Below are 17286 nucleotides of genomic sequence, written 5' to 3'. Positions count from 1 at the left end.
ACACCGGTAACGGGATTGGCATAGGCGCCCCGATGCCCCATGCGTACCATGAACCCATCTTCCAACAGCAACACAGCGCGACAGGACCCTGGGAATCCGCATGCTCACCCGCTCTCTCCTGCGCGACCTGGTGGCTGGCATCCTGGTGGCCTCGAGCCTGGTCGGCGCGGTAGCCGCCAGCCATGCCCAGGGCGCGTTCTGGCAACAAATCCGTTCCGATGGCCGGCCCGCCCGGATCCAGTCCGGCGACGGCTGGCAGATGGCCAGCGTGCGCGCCGAAAGCCGTGAACACGTGCAGGCGCAGATCGACCGGATGGAGGCGCGCGCCCGCGCCGACGACCGCCTCAGCGGCCGCCGCGCCGCGCTCGCCGGCGCTCGCGACGACAACCGCGGCCGCGGCCCCGAGCGCAATCCCCCCAATGAGGCCCGCAACGAGCCGCGCCAGGGCCAGATCGGCCCTGGCTGGCAGGCGCGCGGCCGCGACAACGGCCGCTGATCGCCGCCGGCGCCGCTTCCCTGGCGGCTGCTCGCTGCCGAATACCGCGCCCCGCCGCTCGCTGCGGAACTCCGCCCCCGCCCGGCCTGTCTCTACTTAAGTGTGTGCCCCGTTTCCGGGCGCGCGCACAGGCTGCCGCCCGGCGCTGTCCGGGGCTCACAGCGTGCCGTCATGTGCGGACGGCAATCGAACTGACCTGCCTCTGCCCGACACCTCCTGCCGGGACCCGACCAAGACGGCCCGGGCGCAGCCTCCAGAATGACAATAATTCTGTGAGGTTTGTCATGTCACCCCTGCTTAGCGACCTGGCCGAACACGCGGGCCAGCTATCGCTGTCGATCCTGTTCATGGGCATCCTGACCCTGGTTCTCTACAGCGAAACCCATATCAGCGAACACGCCTCGGCGTTTATCCGCGGCCTGATCGCCGGCGGCTGGCATTAGCGCCGCTGGCGCCTTTTGACGCACTTCCCTTCCTTGCGCTGACTGCCGGCGTACAATGTGGGCCGGCCGGTACCCTTGCGCCGCCACTTCCGTGCCGGCGCAACGCCGGCCTGCATCCCAGGCCTGAACCTCTCCTTCCGACCATGCCCGCAGCCACGCCAGCCCGCCACGCCTCTCCGCTCGCCACGCCGTCCGCGCGCGGCAAATCGAAGCTACTGACCGTGGCGCTGGCGTTCCTGTTCGGCAGCCTGGGCGCGCACCGCTTCTACCTCGGCGGCCTGCGCGACCTGTATGGCTGGGCGCATCTGCTGGCGCTGCTGGCCGGCGCCATCGGCGTGGCCTCGATGGCCACCGGCGCGGGCAGCCCGGCCCTGAACTGGACCTTTGCCGTGGCCGGCGGCATTTCCGTCATCAGCGCCTTCCTGGCGGCGATCGTCTACGGGCTGCGCCCGGACGACAAATGGGATGCCCGCTTCAACCCGCACGGCAAACCCACGCGTTCGGGCTGGCCGGTGGTGATCCTGGTGATCCTGTCGCTGCTGATCGGTACCGGCCTGCTTATGGCGGGGCTGGCGATCAGCTTCCAGACCTTCTTCGAGTCGCAGGTCGAGGCCGCGCGCGAACTGTCGCAGTAGGCGCCTGCGCACGGCTAACACTGGCGCAGCGCTTGTGCGCGGTCAATGCGGCCGCAAACGCCGGTTTCCCTTTCTGCCAATTCGCCCATACTGGTAGAGCCGTCCGATCCTGGCGGCGCGACGACGCGCGGCGAGGCCATGCCCCGGCAGCGCAAAGGAGCAAGAATCGACATGCCAAGCTATGAGGAAGGACGCCTGGCGGCGATCGCCGTCAGGCTGGCGCTGTCCTCGGGACTGCCGCCATCGAGCGCCAAGGCCGCGCTGGAACTCGCCAGCAGCATGATCGGCGACCAGCAGGCCACCGCAGCCGCTCTGAAGGCTCAGAACAGTGAACCCTGCGGATCGTCCTTGCCGCTGGGTGCCGCCGCCGGCGGGCGAAAACGCGAAGTATCCAGTTCAAACCGGTTGTAGCGGAAGCCGAGCCGTTCGGCGGCCTTGTAGAAGCGCTGGCGCAGCAAGTCCGCCCACACGCCGGTCCCGCGCATGCGCGTGGCAAAGTTCGCATCGTAGGCTTTGCCTTCGCGCATGTCCCGCACGCGGTTCATGACCCGCTCGGCCCGGTCGGGGAAGTGTGCCTGCAGCCATTCCTCGAACAGCGGCCGCACTTCCCACGGCAATCGCAGCACGATGTAGTTCGCATACACGGCGCCCGCCTCGCGCGCCGCTTCCAGCACGCGCTCCAGGTCCGGTTCGGTGATGAAGGGAATCACCGGGGCGATGCTGACCCCGACCGGGATGCCGGCGTCGGTCAGCGTGCGGATGGTGCGCAGCCGCCGCGACGGCGTCGCCGCGCGCGGCTCGAGCGTGCGGGCAATGCCGGCGTCGAGCGTGGTGATGGTCAGTGCCGCCACCGCCAGCCGCTTGGCCGCCATCGGCGCGAGCAGGTCGATATCGCGCTCGATCAGTGAAGATTTGGTGATCAGCGCCACCGGGTGGTCGCATTCGTGCAGCACTTCCAGCAGGCTGCGCGTGATGCGCTGCTCACGCTCGATCGGCTGGTAGGCGTCGGTGTTGACGCCCAGCGCGATGGTCTCGCAGCGGTACGACGGCCGCGCCAGCGTTTCGCGCAGGCGCTCGGCGGCATTGGTCTTGGCGTAGAGCTGGGTTTCGAAGTCCAGCCCCGGCGACAGGTCCAGGTAGGCGTGCGTCGGCCGGGCGAAGCAATAGATGCAGCCGTGCTCGCAACCGCGGTAGGGATTGAGCGAAACGTCGAACGGAACATCCGGCGAGGCATTGCGCGTCAGCACGGAGCGGGCGCGCTCCAGATGGACTTCGGTGCGCAGCGGCGGCAGCGGCGCGTCGTCCGCGCCCGCGATGGCTTCGGGCGCCGCAGCGGTGTCTTCCGGCCCCGGCCCCCAGCCATCGTCGAACGCCTCGCGCTGGTCGCGCTCGAAACGCCCCTGCAGGTTGCTGACGGCGCCGCGGCCCTTGCGCGCCACCGGCGGACGCGCGCCGGCCGGCGGCGCCTGCGCGTCGGGGTCGGCCTCGCGCCGCGTCGCGCTGGCGGGGGGCCTGGCGGGGAATTTGGGTTTAGGCGGGGGGCGCTCCATGCTGGCCTTCGTTACGCGGCCTGGCTCTTCTCCTCTACCGAGATGGCCAGTGTCTCCTTGATCTCTTCCATCACCACATAGCTCTTCGACTGCGCCGCGCCCGGCAGCTGCAGCAGGATGTCGCCCAGCAGCCGGCGGTATTCGCCGATCTCGCGGATGCGCGCCTTGATCAGGTAGTCGAAATCGCCCGACACCAGGTGGCATTCCAGCACTTCCGGAATCCGCAGCACCTCGCGGCGGAACTGCTCGAACATATTGCCCGACTTGTTCCCGAGCGAGATCTCGACGAACACCAGCAGCGCGCTGCCCAACAGGGCCGGGTTGAGCCGTGCGTAGTAGCCCATGATGACACCATCGCGCTCCAGGCGCTTGACGCGCTCGATGCACGGCGTGATGGTCAGCCCGACCGCCTCGGCCAGGTCTTTCATCGACATCCTGCCGTCGCTCTGCAGCGCGGTCAGGATCTTGCGGTCGAGCCGGTCGAGCGTGCGCTGGGGCTGGCGACTCGTTCTCATGAGTTTTTCCTGTTTTCCTGAGAAATTCGGTAACTATGACTGGAATGCATTCAATAGTATAGAGACAAATCCTCTATACCGTAGTCATCGCAGTTGGAGCCCCCGAAATGCGCGTTCTCGTACTTGGCAGTGGCGTGATTGGCGTCACCAGTGCGTGGTACCTGGCCAGGGCCGGTCATGAAGTGACCGTGGTCGACCGCGAGGCCGGCCCCGCGCTCGGCACCAGCTTTGCCAATGCGGGCCAGATCTCGCCCGGCTACGCGTCGCCGTGGGCCGCGCCCGGCGTGCCGCTGAAGGCGATCAAATGGATGTTCCAGGAGCACGCGCCGCTCAGCATCCGTCCGGACGGCACGCTGTTCCAGCTGCAATGGATGTGGCAGATGCTGCTGAACTGCAGCGCCGGCCGCTATGCCGTCAACAAGGAGCGCATGGTGCGGCTGGCCGAGTACAGCCGCGACTGCATCCGCGCGCTGCGCGCGGAAACCGGCATTGCCTACGAAGGCCGCCAGCAAGGCACGTTGCAGGTGTTCCGCACCGACGAGCAGCTGCACGGCGCGGCCAAGGACATCGCGGTGCTGGAGCAGGCCGGAGTCCCCTACCAGTTGCTTTCGCGCGAAGAACTCGCCGCGAGCGAACCGGCGCTGGCCGCCGTCCGCCACAAGCTGGCCGGCGGCCTGCGCCTTCCCAATGACGAAACCGGCGACTGCGCGCTGTTCACGCAGCGCCTGGCCAGCATGGCCGGCACGCTCGGCGTGCGCTTCCTGTACAACCGCTCGATCGACGGACTGATGAGCCAGGGCGATGCCGTCACCGGTGCCGTGGTCGATGGCGAGCCGATCGCGGCGGACCTAGTGGTGGTGGCGCTGGGCAGCTGGTCGACGCAGCTGGTCAAACCCTTCCTGCGCGGCATGTCCAACCTGCCGGTGTATCCGCTCAAGGGCTTCTCGATCACCGTGCCGCTCAGCGATGCCTCGCGCGGGCCGGTCTCGACGGTGCTCGACGAGACCTACAAGGTGGCGCTGACCCGCTTCGACGACCGCATCCGTGTCGGCGGCATGGCGCAGATCGTCGGCTATGACCGCAGCCTGGACCCGGCCAAGCGCCGCACGCTCGAGCATGTTGTGACCGACCTGTTCCCGGGCGCCGGCGATGTCAGCCAGGCCACCTTCTGGACCGGCCTGCGCCCGATGACCCCGGACGGCACGCCCATTGTCGGCCCGACCCAGGTGCGCGGCCTGTGGCTGAATACCGGCCACGGCACGCTCGGCTGGACCATGGCCTGCGGCTCGGGCCAGTTGCTGTCGGACCTGGTCTCGGGCAAGTCGCCGGCGATCCGTGCCGACGACCTGTCGGTCGGCCGCTACCTGAAGCCGGCGCGCCATCACCTGGCGCCGCGTCCGGCAGCCGCCTGATACAAGACCGACTTCCCAAAGCAAAAAAGGGCGACCTCGCGGGTCGCCCTTTTTCTATCCGCGCGCCGCGCGCATCGCTCAGAACTGCTCGGCGCTCAGCGCATTGGCCGGCGCCCCGCCGCCGACCACGGCATCGCGCAGCGCCGATGCCTGCGACAGGATGTGCTCGGCAAAGAAATGCGCGGTGGCGATCTTGGCTTCGTGGAAGGCCGGATCGTCGGCCCGTTTCGCGTCAGCGGCCAGCATGGCGCGCCCGAACTGCCAGCCGGAGAACACGATGCCGCACAGCTTCAGGTAAGGCACGCTGCCGGCGAACACCGCGTTCGGGTCCGACTTGGCGTTGGCGACGACGAACTCGATCACGGCTTCCAGCGCGGCGCGGCCCCTGGCCAGCTGCGCCTGCACCGCGGTGAAGGCAGCGCCGCCGTGCCGGCCGAGCGCGGCCTCGGTCTCGGCGATCTGCGTGCAGATCGCGCGCGCCACGGCACCGCCGTCGCGCACGGTCTTGCGGCCGACCAGGTCATTGGCCTGGATCGCCGTGGTGCCCTCGTAGATCGGCAGGATGCGCGCGTCGCGGTAGTGCTGTGCCGCGCCGGTTTCCTCGATAAAGCCCATGCCGCCGTGCACCTGCACGCCCAGGCTGGTGACATCGATCGACAGCTCGGTGCTCCAGCCCTTCACCACCGGCACCATGAACTCGTAGAACGCCTGGCTCTGCTTGCGCACGGCTTCGTCGGGATGCTGGTGCGCCGTGTCGCTGGCGGCCGCGGCCACGTACGCCACCGCGCGCGCGCCTTCGGTCAGCGCGCGCATGGTCATCAGCATGCGCTTGACGTCGGGATGGTGGATGATGGTCACCGCCTCGCGCGCCGAGCCATCGACCGGGCGGCTCTGCACGCGCTCGCGCGCATACGCCACCGCCTGCTGGTAGGCGCGCTCGGACACCGCGATCCCTTGCATGCCGACCGAGAAACGCGCCGAGTTCATCATGATGAACATGTACTCGAGGCCGCGGTTTTCTTCGCCGACCAGCGTGCCGATCGCGCCGCCATGGTCGCCGAACTGCAGCACCGCCGTGGGGCTGGCCTTGATGCCCAGCTTGTGTTCGATCGAGACGCAATGCACGTCGTTGCGCGCGCCGGTGCTGCCATCGTCATTGACCAGGAACTTGGGCACGATGAACAGCGAGATGCCCTTGACGCCTTCGGGCGCGTTGGGCGTGCGGGCCAGCACGAGATGCACGATGTTCTGCGCCATGTCGTGCTCGCCGTAGGTGATGAAGATCTTGGTGCCGAACACCTTGTAGGTGCCGTCGCCCTGCGGCTCGGCGCGGGTGCGCACCGCAGCCAGGTCCGAGCCGGCCTGCGGCTCGGTCAGGTTCATGGTGCCGGTCCACTCGCCCGAGATCAGCCTGGGCAGGAAGGTGGCCTTCTGGGCGTCGGAACCTGCCGTCAGCAGCGCCTCGATGGCGCCGTCGGTCAGCAGCGGGCACAGCGCGAACGACAGGTTCGCGGTGTTCAGCATCTCGTTGCACGCCGTGGCGATCAGCTTGGGCAGGCCCTGGCCGCCGAATTCCTGCGGATGCAGCACGCCCTGCCAGCCGCCCTCGCCGAACTGGCGGAAGGCTTCCCTGAAGCCGGGCGTGGTGGTGACCACGCCGTCCTTCCAGCTGCTCGGATCGAGGTCGCCGGCGCGGTTCAGCGGCGCCACCACCTGCTCGTTGAACTTGGCGGCCTCGTCGAGCACGGCCTCGGCGGTTTCGGGGGTGGCTTCCTCGAAGCCGGGCAGCTGGCTGACGGCCTCAAGGCCGGCCAGCTCGTTCATGACGAACAGCATGTCCTTGATCGGCGCACGGTAGGTCATCGATGTCTCCCAACATGTATAAAAAAGCCGTTCGCGGGTCGCCCCCGGAACGGCTCGTTACTTGCTGCCTGCTGTTGTCCGTGCCGGCCGCAATGCGGCCGGCACGGCCGGCGCGGCATCAGCCCAGTGCTGCCACCAGCTCCGGCACCACGGTGTTCAGGTCGCCCACCAGGCCGTAGTCGGCCACCGAGAAGATCGGGGCCTCGGCATCCTTGTTGATCGCGACGATCACCTTGGAGTCCTTCATGCCGGCCAGGTGCTGGATCGCGCCCGAGATACCGACGGCGATATACAGCTGCGGCGCGACGATCTTGCCGGTCTGGCCGACCTGGTAGTCGTTCGGCACGAAGCCGGCGTCCACCGCGGCGCGCGAGGCGCCCAGCGCGGCGTTGAGCTTGTCGGCCAGCGGCGTCAGCACCTTGGTGTAGTTCTCGCCCGAGCCCACGCCACGGCCACCCGAGACGATGATCTTGGCGGCGGTCAGTTCCGGACGGTCGCTCTTGGCCACTTCGCGCGAAACGAATTGCGAAACGCCAGCGTCGGCCACGGCCGGCAGGGTCTCGACGGCGGCCGAGCCACCTTCGGCTGCGGCGGCATCGAACGCGGTGCCGCGCACGGTGATGACCTTGATCTTGTCTTCCGACTTGACCGTGGCGATGGCGTTGCCGGCGTAGATCGGGCGCTCGAAGGTGTCCGGGGCGTCGACCTTGGAGATTTCCGAGATCTGGGCCACGTCCAGCTTGGCGGCCACGCGCGGCAGGATGTTCTTGCCGTACGGGGTGGCCGGGGCCAGGATGTGCGAGTAGTCGTTGGCGATGGCCAGTGCCTGCTCGGCCACGTTCTCTGCCAGGCCGTCGCCAAAGTACGGAGCGTCGGCCAGCAGGACCTTGGTCACGCCGGCGATCTTGGCGGCGGCATCGGCCGCGGCCTTGGCGTTGGCGCCGGCCACCAGCACGTGCACGTCGCCGCCGCACTGGGCTGCGGCGGTCACGGTGTTGAGCGTGGCGCCCTTGATCGATTGATTGTCGTGTTCAGCAATGACGAGTGCAGTCATGTTATTTCTCCCCCGCGCTCTCAGATAACCTTGGCTTCGTTCTTCAGCTTCTGCACCAGCGTCGCGACGTCCGGCACCATCACACCCGCGCTGCGCTTGGGCGGCTCGACCACTTTCAGGGTCGACAGGCGCGGCTTGACGTCGACGCCGAGGTCTTCCGGCTTGACGGTGTCGAGCGGCTTCTTCTTCGCCTTCATGATGTTCGGCAGCGTGACGTAGCGCGGCTCGTTCAGGCGCAGGTCGGTGGTCACCACCGCCGGCAGGCTCAGCGACAGCGTTTCCAGGCCGCCGTCGACTTCACGCGTGACCGACGCCTTGCCATCGGCCACTACCACCTTCGAGGCGAACGTGGCTTGCGGCAGGTTGGCCAGCGCGGCGACCATCTGGCCGGTCTGGTTGGAGTCGTCGTCGATGGCCTGCTTGCCCAGGATCACCAGTTGCGGCTGTTCCTTGTCGATCAGCGCCTTCAGCAGCTTGGCCACGGCCAGCGGTTGCAGGTCTTCGTTCGATTCCACCAGGATGCCGCGGTCGGCACCGATGGCCATCGCGGTGCGCAGGGTTTCCTGGCACTGCGTGACACCGCACGACACCGCGACCACTTCGGTGGCAACGCCGGCTTCCTTCAGGCGCACGGCCTCTTCCACGGCGATTTCGTCGAAGGGGTTCATGCTCATCTTGACGTTGGCCAGATCGACGCCCGAACCGTCCGCCTTGACGCGGACCTTGACGTTGTAATCCACCACCCGCTTGACTGCGACGAGTACTTTCATGCGCTCACTCCACTGATAGCTGATAGTCAGAAATTTTGTTCGCTCGTCATTATAACCACCGGGTTGGCGGCTCTCCTATTTTTCGAACGATCGTACTATTTTATCGGCAAAATGATGCCGGGCATAGGCCCGGCACCTGTTTACCGGTCACGCGATTGTGCCGCAAAGCCGCGCCGGCAGGCCTCGTCCGATTGGATGAAACCCTCGAGTGACGCCGGCTCATCAGGAAATTACCAGGCCGTGATGACCGATTCCTTGAAGGTCGAAGTGACGTATTGCTTGATTTCCGGCGAATGGTAGGCCTTCACCAGCTTGGCCACCCAGGGCTTGCCCTTGTCGGCGTCGCGGATTGCGATCAGGTTGGCGTACGGCCCCTTCGGGCCTTCCATGGCGATCGCGTCCTTGGTCGGCGACAGGCCCGCGGACTCGGCATAGTTGCCGTTGATCGCGGCGGCATCCAGGTCATCCAGCGAACGCGGCAGCTGCGCGGCGTCGAGCTCGACGATGCGGATCTTCTTCGGGTTCTCCGCGATATCGAGCGGCGTCGCCTTCAGGCCCGCGTTGGGCTTGAGCTTGATCACGCCCTTGCTTTGCAACAGCAACAGGCCGCGGCCGCCGTTGGTGGGGTCGTTGGGCACGCCCACGCGCGCGCCCTGCTTGAGCTGGTCGAGCGACTTGATCTTCTTCGAGTACACGCCCATCGGGAACGTCACCGTGTAGGCGATATGCGTGAACTTGTAGCCGCGGTCCTTGATCTGCGCTTCCAGGTACGGCAGATGCTGGTAGCTGTTGGCATCCAGGTCGCCGGCGGCCAGCGCGGCGTTGGGCTGGATGTAGTCGCTGAACTCGACCACCTGGATATTGAGGCCGTCCTTCGCGGCGACCTTCTTCACCTGTTCCATGATCTGGGCGTGCGGGCCGCCGGTGACGCCGATCCGGATCGGCTTGTCCTGGGCGAGCGCGCCGGTAGTCAGCGTGGCGCCGAGGGCGGCGCCGACAATCCATTGCATCAGGTTGCGACGTTGCATGATGTGCGTTCCTATCTCGATAAAGTCTTGGGTTCAGCGATGGCTGATGCGGCGGACCAGCCAGTCGCCGAAGCTCTGCACCGCCTGCACGAACACGATCAGGATCACCACCACCGCCACCATCACCTCGGTGATGTAGCGCTGGTAGCCATACCGGATGCCGAGGTCGCCGAGGCCGCCGCCGCCGATCGCGCCGGCCATGGCCGAATAGCCGACCAGGCTGACGAAGGTGATGGTCAGGCCGGCGACGATGCCGGGCATGGCCTCGGGCAACAGCACTTTCCACACGATCTGGCGCGTGGTGGCGCCCATCGACTGCGCCGCCTCGACCAGGCCCTTGTCGACCTCGCGCAGCGCGCTTTCGACCAGGCGCGCGATAAACGGGATCGCCGCGATGGTCAGCGGCACGATCGCCGCGGTGGTGCCGATCGACGAGCCGACGATAAAGCGCGTGAACGGGATCACCACCACCAGCAGGATGATGAACGGGATCGAGCGCACCGCGTTGACCACCACGCCGATGGTGCGGTTGAACAGCGGGTGCGACAGCACGCCGCCGCGGTTGGTCAGGTGCAGCAGCACGCCCAGCGGCACGCCCAGCAGCGCGCCGACCACGCCCGAGATCGCCACCATCAGCAGGGTCTCGTTGAGCGAGGTCAGGAACAGGTCAAACATTTCAGACCACATGCTCGAACTCCTCCACCACGACGCCTTGCGCCTGCAGGTATTCCATTGCCGCCTTCACATCGGCCAGCTCGCCGGTGGCCATGATTGCCAGCGAGCCGAAGGCCTGGCCCTGGATCTCGTCGATATGGCCATGCAGGATGTTGAAGTCCAGCCCGTAGCGGCGGATCGCCTGCGCCAGCACCGGCTGGTCGACGCCCTCGCCGGTGAAGGCGAGGCGGTAGACGTGGTCGCGCCCGTTGCCGAGCCGGCTTTCGACGCGCTTGAGCACGCTCGCCGGCAGCTCCTGCGAGATGACGTCGCCGATCATGGCGCGCGTGACCTCGTGCTGCGGACGCAGGAATACGTCGATCACGCGGCCGGTCTCGACTACCTGGCCGGCCTCGAGCACGGCCACGCGGTCGCACACCTGCTTGATGACTTCCATCTGGTGCGTGATCATCACGATGGTCAGGCCCAGCTCGCGGTTGATCTGCTTGAGCAGCTCGAGGATGGAACGGGTGGTTTCCGGATCCAGCGCCGACGTGGCCTCGTCGGACAGCAGCACCTTGGGCTTGCTCGCCAGCGCGCGCGCAATGCCCACGCGCTGCTTCTGCCCGCCGCTGATCTGCGCCGGGTAGCGGTCCTTCAGCGCCGACAGCCCGACCAGCTCCAGCAGCGGCAGCACGGTGGCGGCAATGTCAGCTTTGGGCTTGCCGGCCAGCTCCAGCGGCAGCGCCACGTTGTCGTAGACGGTGCGCGACGACAGCAGGTTGAAGTGCTGGAAGATCATGCCGATCTCGCGCCGCGCCAGGCGCAGCGCACCTTTGTCGAGCGCGGTCAGGTCCTGGCCGGCGACGACGACGCGGCCGCTGGTGGGCCGGTTCAGCAGGTTGATGGCGCGCACCAGCGTGCTCTTGCCGGCGCCGCTGCGGCCGATGATGCCGAAGACTTCGCCCGCCGCAATCGACAGGCTGACGTCCCGCAATGCATGCACGTCGCCAGACGCGCCCGGGAAGCGCTGCGACAGTCCTTGCAGTTCGATCATGGAAAAGGTGACCAAAAGAAAACGGCAACAGGCGAGGGATCTCCAGCGCTGTTGCCGCTCGTTATTTTTCTGAAGCGCGTATTTTATGCGATTCGCTTCATACCATAAACGACTTTTTGCCGATGTCTTTATGCGTTCCCGGCATATAAAGACCCGGCAAGTCGATCAGGAGGCACGCCAGGACGGCGGGCGCTTGTCGATAAAGGCTTGTACCCCCTCCAGCGCCGACTCGTCCATCATGTTGCAGGCCATGGTCTGCCCGGCCAGCTGGTAGGCGGCCTCGATGCCCATCTCGAGCTGGCGGTAGAACAGCCCCTTGCCGGCGGCGACCGCGGCGGCCGGCTTGGCGCAGATGCTGGCGGCCAGCCGCGCCACTTCGGCGTCGAGTTCGCCGGCCGGCACCACCCGGTTGACCAGGCCGCGCTCGCGCGCCCCTTCGGCGTCGACCATGTCGCCGGTCAGCAGCATCTCCATGGCCTGCTTGCGGTGCAGGTTGCGCGACAGCGCCACGCCCGGGGTCGAACAGAACAGACCCAGGTTGACGCCCGACACGGCAAAGCGGGCATCGTCGGCGGCCACCGCCAAGTCGCACATCGCCACCAGCTGGCAGCCGGCCGCGGTGGCAATGCCGTGGACCCGCGCGATCACCGGCTGCGGCATCTGCTGGATCGCCATCATCATGCGCGTGCAGCGGTCGAACAGGCGCCGATAGTATTCGTGCGACGGCGCCGCGCGCATCTCGCGCAGGTCGTGGCCGGCGCAGAAGGCCTTGCCGGCGCCCGCCAGCACCACCACGCGCACGCTGTCGTCGGCGGCGAGCCGGCGCAGCGCATCGGTAAGCGCATCGAGCAGCCCCTCGGACAAGGCGTTGAAGGCCTGCGGCCGGTTCATGGTCAGGCGCGCCACGCCGGCGGCGTCGCGCGATTCGGTCAGCAGCGGCGCGTCGACGCGCGCATCGTTCTCGGCCATGGCGGCGGTCTCCTAATGTTCCAGCAGCACCTTCAGGTGGGCCAGCACGCTGCGGCCCAGCGCGCTGAGGTTGTAGCCGCCCTCGAGGCAGCTGACGATACGGCCCTGCGCATGGGTGCGCGCGACATCGACCAGCTGGCCGGTGATCCAGGCGTAGTCCTGCTCGACCAGGCCCATCTGGCCCAGGTCGTCCTCGCGGTGCGCGTCGAAGCCGGCCGAAATGAACAGCATCTGCGGACGGAATTCATTGAGGCGCGGCAGCCAGATGGTCTCGACCACTTCACGTACCGCCATGCCGTTGCTGTAGGCCGGCAGCGGGATGTTGACCATGTTCGGCGCCAGGTGCTCGGTGCCGCTGTAGGGATAGAACGGGTGCTGGAAGATGCTGCACATCATTACGCGCTCGTCGCCGCGGAACGCCGCCTCGGTGCCGTTGCCGTGATGGACGTCGAAGTCGATGATCGCCACGCGCTCCAGCCCGTGCGCCTGCAGCGCATGGCGCGCGGCGATGGCCACGTTGTTGTAGAAGCAGAAGCCCATGGCGCGATCGGGTTCGGCGTGGTGGCCGGGCGGGCGCACGCAGCAGAACGCGTTTTCGAACTCGCCGGCGATCACCGCATCGGTGGCCGCCACCGCAGCGCCCGCGGCCAGCGTCGCGGCAGCGAGCGTGTGCGCGTTCATCGAGGTGTCCGGGTCGATCGCGTGGTAGCCGCTCGACGGGCTGGCGCTTTCGAGCGCGTCGACGTGCTCGGGCCGGTGCACGCGCTCGAGCTGCTCGCGCGTGGCGGGCGGCGCCTCGCGGCGCTCCAGCAGCCCGTCCAGGCCATGCGAAATCAGGTGATCCTCGATCGCCTGCAGGCGCTCCGGACACTCGGGGTGGAAGTGCCCCATCTCGTGCCGCTGGAACTCGGGGTGCGTGTAATAGCCTGTCGGCATCTCTTATCGTCGCAATGGGTTGCAATGCGTCGCCATGTTGTCTCCAAACGTTACGTTAGCACACGCCACGCCTGGCCACCCGGCAGCGCCGGCGCGCCATGCCGCACCCGCCCCGCCGCGGCTGCCGCGGTGGCATCCGCTATACTCGGTGCGACTTGCAAAGGACACCATGACCGACACCCAGCGCTCACTGCGACGCCCCCTGCTGGGCGCCGCGCTTTCCGCTGCCGCACTCGGACTCTGCGGCCTCTCCCCCAGCCTGCTTGCCGCCGGCAAACGCCGTGTCAGCGTGCGCGAGGAAGAAATCGAACCCGGCCGCTACCGCGACAACCCGCAAGCACGTGCCTTTATCGACGAGATGGTGGCGCGCCACGGCTTTGACCGCGGCATGCTGCAGGACTGGTTCGGGCAGGCGGTCTACTCGGCCACCGTGGTACGGCTGATCATGCCGCCCGCCACCACCGGGCGCAAAAGCTGGCGCACCTACCGCTCGCGCTTTATCGAGCCGATCCGCATCAATGCCGGCGTGCGCTTCTGGCAGGACAACCGCGACACGCTGCGCCGCGCCGAGGCCGAATTCGGCGTGCCGGCCTCGGTCATCGTCGGCATCATCGGCGTCGAAACCATCTACGGCCGCGACATGGGCTCGTTCCGCGTGCTCGATTCGCTGTCGACGCTGGCGTTCGACTACCCGGCCACGCCCAACCGCGAAGCCCGCACCACGCTGTTCCGCAACCAGCTGGCCGACTACCTGCTGTGGTGCCGCGACACCCGCACCGACGTCTACTCGGTGCTGGGCTCGTATGCCGGCGCCATCGGCATTCCGCAGTTCATGCCGACCAGCCTGCGCGAGTACGCCCTCGACTACGACAACAACGGCCACGTCGACCTGCGCAACAGTCCCACCGATGCCATCGGCAGCGTGGCGCGCTTCCTGCAGCTGCATGGCTGGGAGCCGGGCCGCCCGGTGGTGTGGCGCATCGCCCCCGACGCCGGCAGCCTGGGCATCGCCACCGCGGCGGCCGATGGCGAGCCGTGGCCGACCCGCACCCTCGACCAGCTGACCCGCGCCGGGCTGCGCGTGGACGAACCCATCAACCTGGCGCGCGAAGGCCAAACCGGCGTGCTGGTGGTGGACCTGCCCACCCCCGACCAGCCCACCGAGTACCTGCTGGGACTGCGCAACTTCTATGTGCTGACGCGGTACAACCGCAGCTTCTTCTATGCGCTGGCGGTGTACCAGCTGGGCGAGGCGGTCAAGGCGGCGATGGGCTGAGGCGGCACGGCCAAAGCAAGAAAGGCCTCGCATCGGCGAGGCCTTTCTTGTTTGCGGCGCTGCGGATCAGGCCGGGAACACGCCGGTCGACAGGTAGCGATCGCCGCGGTCGCACACCACGAAGACGATGGTGGCGTTCTCGACTTCCTCGGCGACGCGCAAGGCCACGCACAGCGCGCCGGCGGCGGAAATGCCGCAAAAGATGCCCTCTTCCGATGCCATGCGGCGCGCCATGTGCTCGGCATCACCTTGGCTCACCGGCTCGGTGCGGTCGATGAACTTGGGATCGTAGATCTTGGGCAGATACGCTTCCGGCCACTTGCGGATGCCCGGGATGCGCGAGCCTTCGGCCGGCTGCGCGCCGACGATCTGGATCTCGGGATTCTGCTCCTTGAGGTAGCGCGACACGCCGGTGATGGTGCCGGTGGTGCCCATCGCCGAAACGAAATGGGTGATGCGGCCGTCGGTATCGCGCCAGATCTCGGGGCCGGTGCCCTCGTAGTGCGCCTGCGGGTTGTCGGGGTTGGCGAACTGGTCGAGGATCACGCCCTTGCCGTCGCGCTCCATCGAATCGGCCAGGTCGCGCGCATACTCCATGCCGCCCTTGACCGGCGTCAGGATGATCTCGGCGCCGTAGGCCGCCATGCTCTGGCGGCGCTCGAGGCTGAGGTCCTCGGGCATGATCAGCACCATCTTGTAGCCGCGGATGGCGGCCGCCATGGCCAGCGCGATGCCGGTATTGCCCGAGGTCGCCTCGATCAGCGTATCGCCCGGCTTGATGCGCCCGCGCGCTTCGGCCCGGGCGATCATCGACACCGCCGGGCGGTCCTTGACCGAACCGGCCGGATTGTTGCCTTCGAGCTTGCCGAGGATCACATTGCCGCGCGCGTCGTTGGCGGCGCCGGGGATGCGCTGCAGTCTGACCAGCGGCGTATTGCCGATGGTGTCTTCAATTGTCTTGTAGGCCATGGGGCGAAGGAAGGTCGCAATCGGGGGAATCGGGGGATGCCAGGGGATTCCAGTTCGCCGGCCATTGTAATCCAGACCCCTATCCCCTCGCCGGCAGGCGGGATTTGCCCCGCCTGCCGGCATCGGTCGTGGCTCAGGCCTCTTCGCGGTTGCCTTCGCCCAGCAGGTGGTACAGCAGGATGCAGCCGAAGGTGGCGGTGCCGATGCCGCCCAGCGTCATGCCACCCAGCTTCAGCGTCAGGTCGCCGGCCGCCACCGTCAGCGTCGCACCCACCGTGATCAGGTTGCGCGAGCTGGAGAAATCCACGTGGTTCTGCACCCAGATGCGGCCCGCGGTGGCCGCGATCAGGCCGAACACGACGATGGTCAGGCCGCCGATCACCGGCCCCGGGATGGTCAGGATCAGCGCGCCGAACTTGGGCGAGAAGCCCAGCAGGATGGCCACCGCGGCCGCCACCACGAAGATCAGCGTCGAATAGATCTTGGTGACCGCCATCACCCCCATGTTCTCGGCATAGGTGGTCACGCCGGTGCCGCCGCCGCTGGCCGAAAGCATGGTGGCGATGCCGTCGCCGATAAAGGCGCGGCCGATGTACGGATCCAGGTTGCGGCCGGTCATCACGCCGATGGCCTTGATATGGCCGAGGTTCTCGGCCACCAGCACGATCGCCACCGGCGCGATCAGCAGCATGGCGTTGAGTTCGAAGGTTGGGGCGGTGAACGCCGGCAGGCCGAACCAGCTGGCCGCGGCCACGCCGGAGAAATCGATCGGCTTGCCCAGCCCCATCACATTGGTGCCCACGTAATAGGCAACGTAGCCGGCCAGCCCGCCGATCAGCACCGGCAGGCGCCCGATCATGCCGGGCGCGCGCACCGCCACCAGCCCCACCGCGACCACGGTCAGCAACCCCACCCAGGTATCGAGTGCCGCGCCGCTGACCGCCTTGACCGCCACCGGGGCCAGGTTCAGCCCGATCGCCGCGACGATGGCGCCGGTCACCACCGGCGGCATCAGCTTTTCCACCCAGGCGTAGCCCGCCGCCTGCACCACCAGGCCGATCACGGTGTATAGCGCACCGGCGGCAATGATGCCGCCCAGCGCCACCGGGATATTGAGGTTGGGGCCGCTGCCGGCATAGCCGGTGGCGGCAATCACCACCGCGATGAAGGCGAAGCTGGAGCCCAGGTAGCTGGGCACCCGGCCGCGCACGCACAGGAAGAAGATCAGCGTGCCGATGCCGGAAAACAGGATGGCGATATTCGGGTTGAAGCCCATCAGGATCGGCGCGATGGCGGTCGAGCCGAACATCGCCACCACGTGCTGGATCCCGGCCAGCAGTGTCTGCCCCGCGGGCAGCCGCTCATCGGGGCCGATCACGCCCTCGGTCTTGAGCCGCCATTGCGGCAGGAATCCCGCGTCCTCGCCATTCGCCATATTGTCTTGCTCCCTGTGGTCCGGGCTGGCCGCCGGATCGGCGGCCGCCGCGCTTGTGCCTGCTTGTTAGGTTGTGGAATGCCGGTCGGCAGCCGCGCGGCAGGTCCTGCCGGCGCGGCGTCCGCATGATACTCCGCCGCCACGGGGGCTGCGAAGCCGGCAAGCTTTAGCACAACGCATACCAGCCACAACGCACCCGGCCGCAGCACGACCGGGCACAGGGC

Annotated in this window: 17 protein-coding genes; 5 read left to right on the top strand and 12 right to left on the bottom strand. The window is 67.6% G+C overall.

Features of this window, described 5'->3' with window-relative positions; genetic code table 11:
• Positions 1–100 precede the first annotated feature (100 nt).
• From A2G96_RS05210 to A2G96_RS05205, 3 genes are all read left to right on the top strand, one after another.
• On the top strand, positions 101–496 hold the full coding sequence (locus tag A2G96_RS05210; protein WP_062797384.1) for a hypothetical protein: 396 nt from the start codon (positions 101–103) through the stop codon (positions 494–496).
• 284 nt (positions 497–780) lie between these two features.
• Complete coding sequence (locus A2G96_RS33790) at positions 781–939, top strand: hypothetical protein (protein WP_165835196.1); 159 nt, start codon at positions 781–783, stop codon at positions 937–939.
• A gap of 143 nt (positions 940–1082) precedes the next feature.
• Positions 1083–1574 carry an NINE protein gene (locus A2G96_RS05205; RefSeq protein ID WP_062797382.1) on the top strand — a complete coding sequence of 164 codons (492 nt, stop codon included), beginning with the start codon at positions 1083–1085 and terminating at the stop codon, positions 1572–1574.
• Between the two features lie 320 nt (positions 1575–1894).
• Here the strand turns inward: A2G96_RS05205 and A2G96_RS05200 are convergent, their stop codons facing one another.
• Together A2G96_RS05200 and A2G96_RS05195 are read right to left on the bottom strand one after the other, a co-directional pair.
• On the bottom strand, positions 1895–3124 hold the full coding sequence (locus A2G96_RS05200) for a PA0069 family radical SAM protein (RefSeq protein WP_231909614.1): 1230 nt from the start codon (positions 3122–3124) through the stop codon (positions 1895–1897).
• Between the two features lie 11 nt (positions 3125–3135).
• Complete coding sequence (locus A2G96_RS05195; RefSeq protein ID WP_012352108.1) at positions 3136–3639, bottom strand: Lrp/AsnC ligand binding domain-containing protein; 504 nt, start codon at positions 3637–3639, stop codon at positions 3136–3138.
• 107 nt (positions 3640–3746) lie between these two features.
• Here A2G96_RS05195 and A2G96_RS05190 point away from each other — a divergent pair, with 107 nt between their 5' ends.
• Positions 3747–5051: a D-amino acid dehydrogenase gene (locus A2G96_RS05190; protein ID WP_062797380.1), complete on the top strand. Its 1305-nt coding sequence runs from the start codon at positions 3747–3749 to the stop codon at positions 5049–5051.
• 78 nt (positions 5052–5129) lie between these two features.
• On the opposite strand, the gene A2G96_RS05185 is transcribed toward A2G96_RS05190, so the two are convergent.
• The 8 genes from A2G96_RS05185 to A2G96_RS05150 form a co-directional block, all read right to left on the bottom strand.
• On the bottom strand, positions 5130–6914 hold the full coding sequence (locus tag A2G96_RS05185; RefSeq protein WP_062797379.1) for an acyl-CoA dehydrogenase: 1785 nt from the start codon (positions 6912–6914) through the stop codon (positions 5130–5132).
• A gap of 118 nt (positions 6915–7032) precedes the next feature.
• On the bottom strand, positions 7033–7968 hold the full coding sequence (locus tag A2G96_RS05180) for an electron transfer flavoprotein subunit alpha/FixB family protein (RefSeq protein ID WP_062797377.1): 936 nt from the start codon (positions 7966–7968) through the stop codon (positions 7033–7035).
• A gap of 20 nt (positions 7969–7988) precedes the next feature.
• Complete coding sequence (locus tag A2G96_RS05175) at positions 7989–8738, bottom strand: electron transfer flavoprotein subunit beta/FixA family protein (RefSeq protein WP_062797375.1); 750 nt, start codon at positions 8736–8738, stop codon at positions 7989–7991.
• Between the two features lie 230 nt (positions 8739–8968).
• A complete protein-coding gene (locus A2G96_RS05170; protein ID WP_062797373.1) occupies positions 8969–9766 on the bottom strand; it encodes a MetQ/NlpA family ABC transporter substrate-binding protein in 798 nt (265 codons plus the stop codon).
• Between the two features lie 33 nt (positions 9767–9799).
• Complete coding sequence (locus A2G96_RS05165) at positions 9800–10453, bottom strand: methionine ABC transporter permease (protein ID WP_062797370.1); 654 nt, start codon at positions 10451–10453, stop codon at positions 9800–9802.
• A complete protein-coding gene (locus A2G96_RS05160) occupies positions 10443–11477 on the bottom strand; it encodes a methionine ABC transporter ATP-binding protein (RefSeq protein WP_062802069.1) in 1035 nt (344 codons plus the stop codon). The genes A2G96_RS05165 and A2G96_RS05160 overlap by 11 nt, the downstream gene beginning before the upstream one ends.
• A gap of 165 nt (positions 11478–11642) precedes the next feature.
• Positions 11643–12446 (bottom strand): enoyl-CoA hydratase, encoded by an 804-nt coding sequence (locus tag A2G96_RS05155; protein WP_062797368.1) that lies wholly within the window; start codon positions 12444–12446, stop codon positions 11643–11645.
• Positions 12447–12458: 12 nt separating this feature from the next.
• Complete coding sequence (locus A2G96_RS05150; RefSeq protein WP_062797365.1) at positions 12459–13382, bottom strand: histone deacetylase family protein; 924 nt, start codon at positions 13380–13382, stop codon at positions 12459–12461.
• Between the two features lie 169 nt (positions 13383–13551).
• Between A2G96_RS05150 and mltB the strand changes: the two genes are divergently transcribed.
• Complete coding sequence (gene mltB / locus A2G96_RS05145; RefSeq protein WP_062797362.1) at positions 13552–14658, top strand: lytic murein transglycosylase B; 1107 nt, start codon at positions 13552–13554, stop codon at positions 14656–14658.
• A 66-nt stretch (positions 14659–14724) separates the two neighbouring features.
• On the opposite strand, the gene cysM is transcribed toward mltB, so the two are convergent.
• Both cysM and A2G96_RS05135 read right to left on the bottom strand, forming a co-directional pair.
• Positions 14725–15627: a cysteine synthase CysM gene (gene cysM / locus A2G96_RS05140; protein ID WP_062797360.1), complete on the bottom strand. Its 903-nt coding sequence runs from the start codon at positions 15625–15627 to the stop codon at positions 14725–14727.
• A 133-nt stretch (positions 15628–15760) separates the two neighbouring features.
• Positions 15761–17062, bottom strand: coding sequence for a solute carrier family 23 protein (locus A2G96_RS05135; RefSeq protein WP_062797358.1), 1302 nt, complete (start codon positions 17060–17062; stop codon positions 15761–15763).
• Between the last annotated feature and the right edge of the window lie 224 nt (positions 17063–17286).

This window comes from Cupriavidus nantongensis, assembly GCF_001598055.1.
In the GTDB taxonomy this organism is placed as follows: Bacteria; Pseudomonadota; Gammaproteobacteria; order Burkholderiales; family Burkholderiaceae; genus Cupriavidus; species Cupriavidus nantongensis.
The sequence above is the reverse complement of the archived record's forward strand: the minus strand, read 5'-3'. Positions and strand labels throughout refer to the sequence as shown.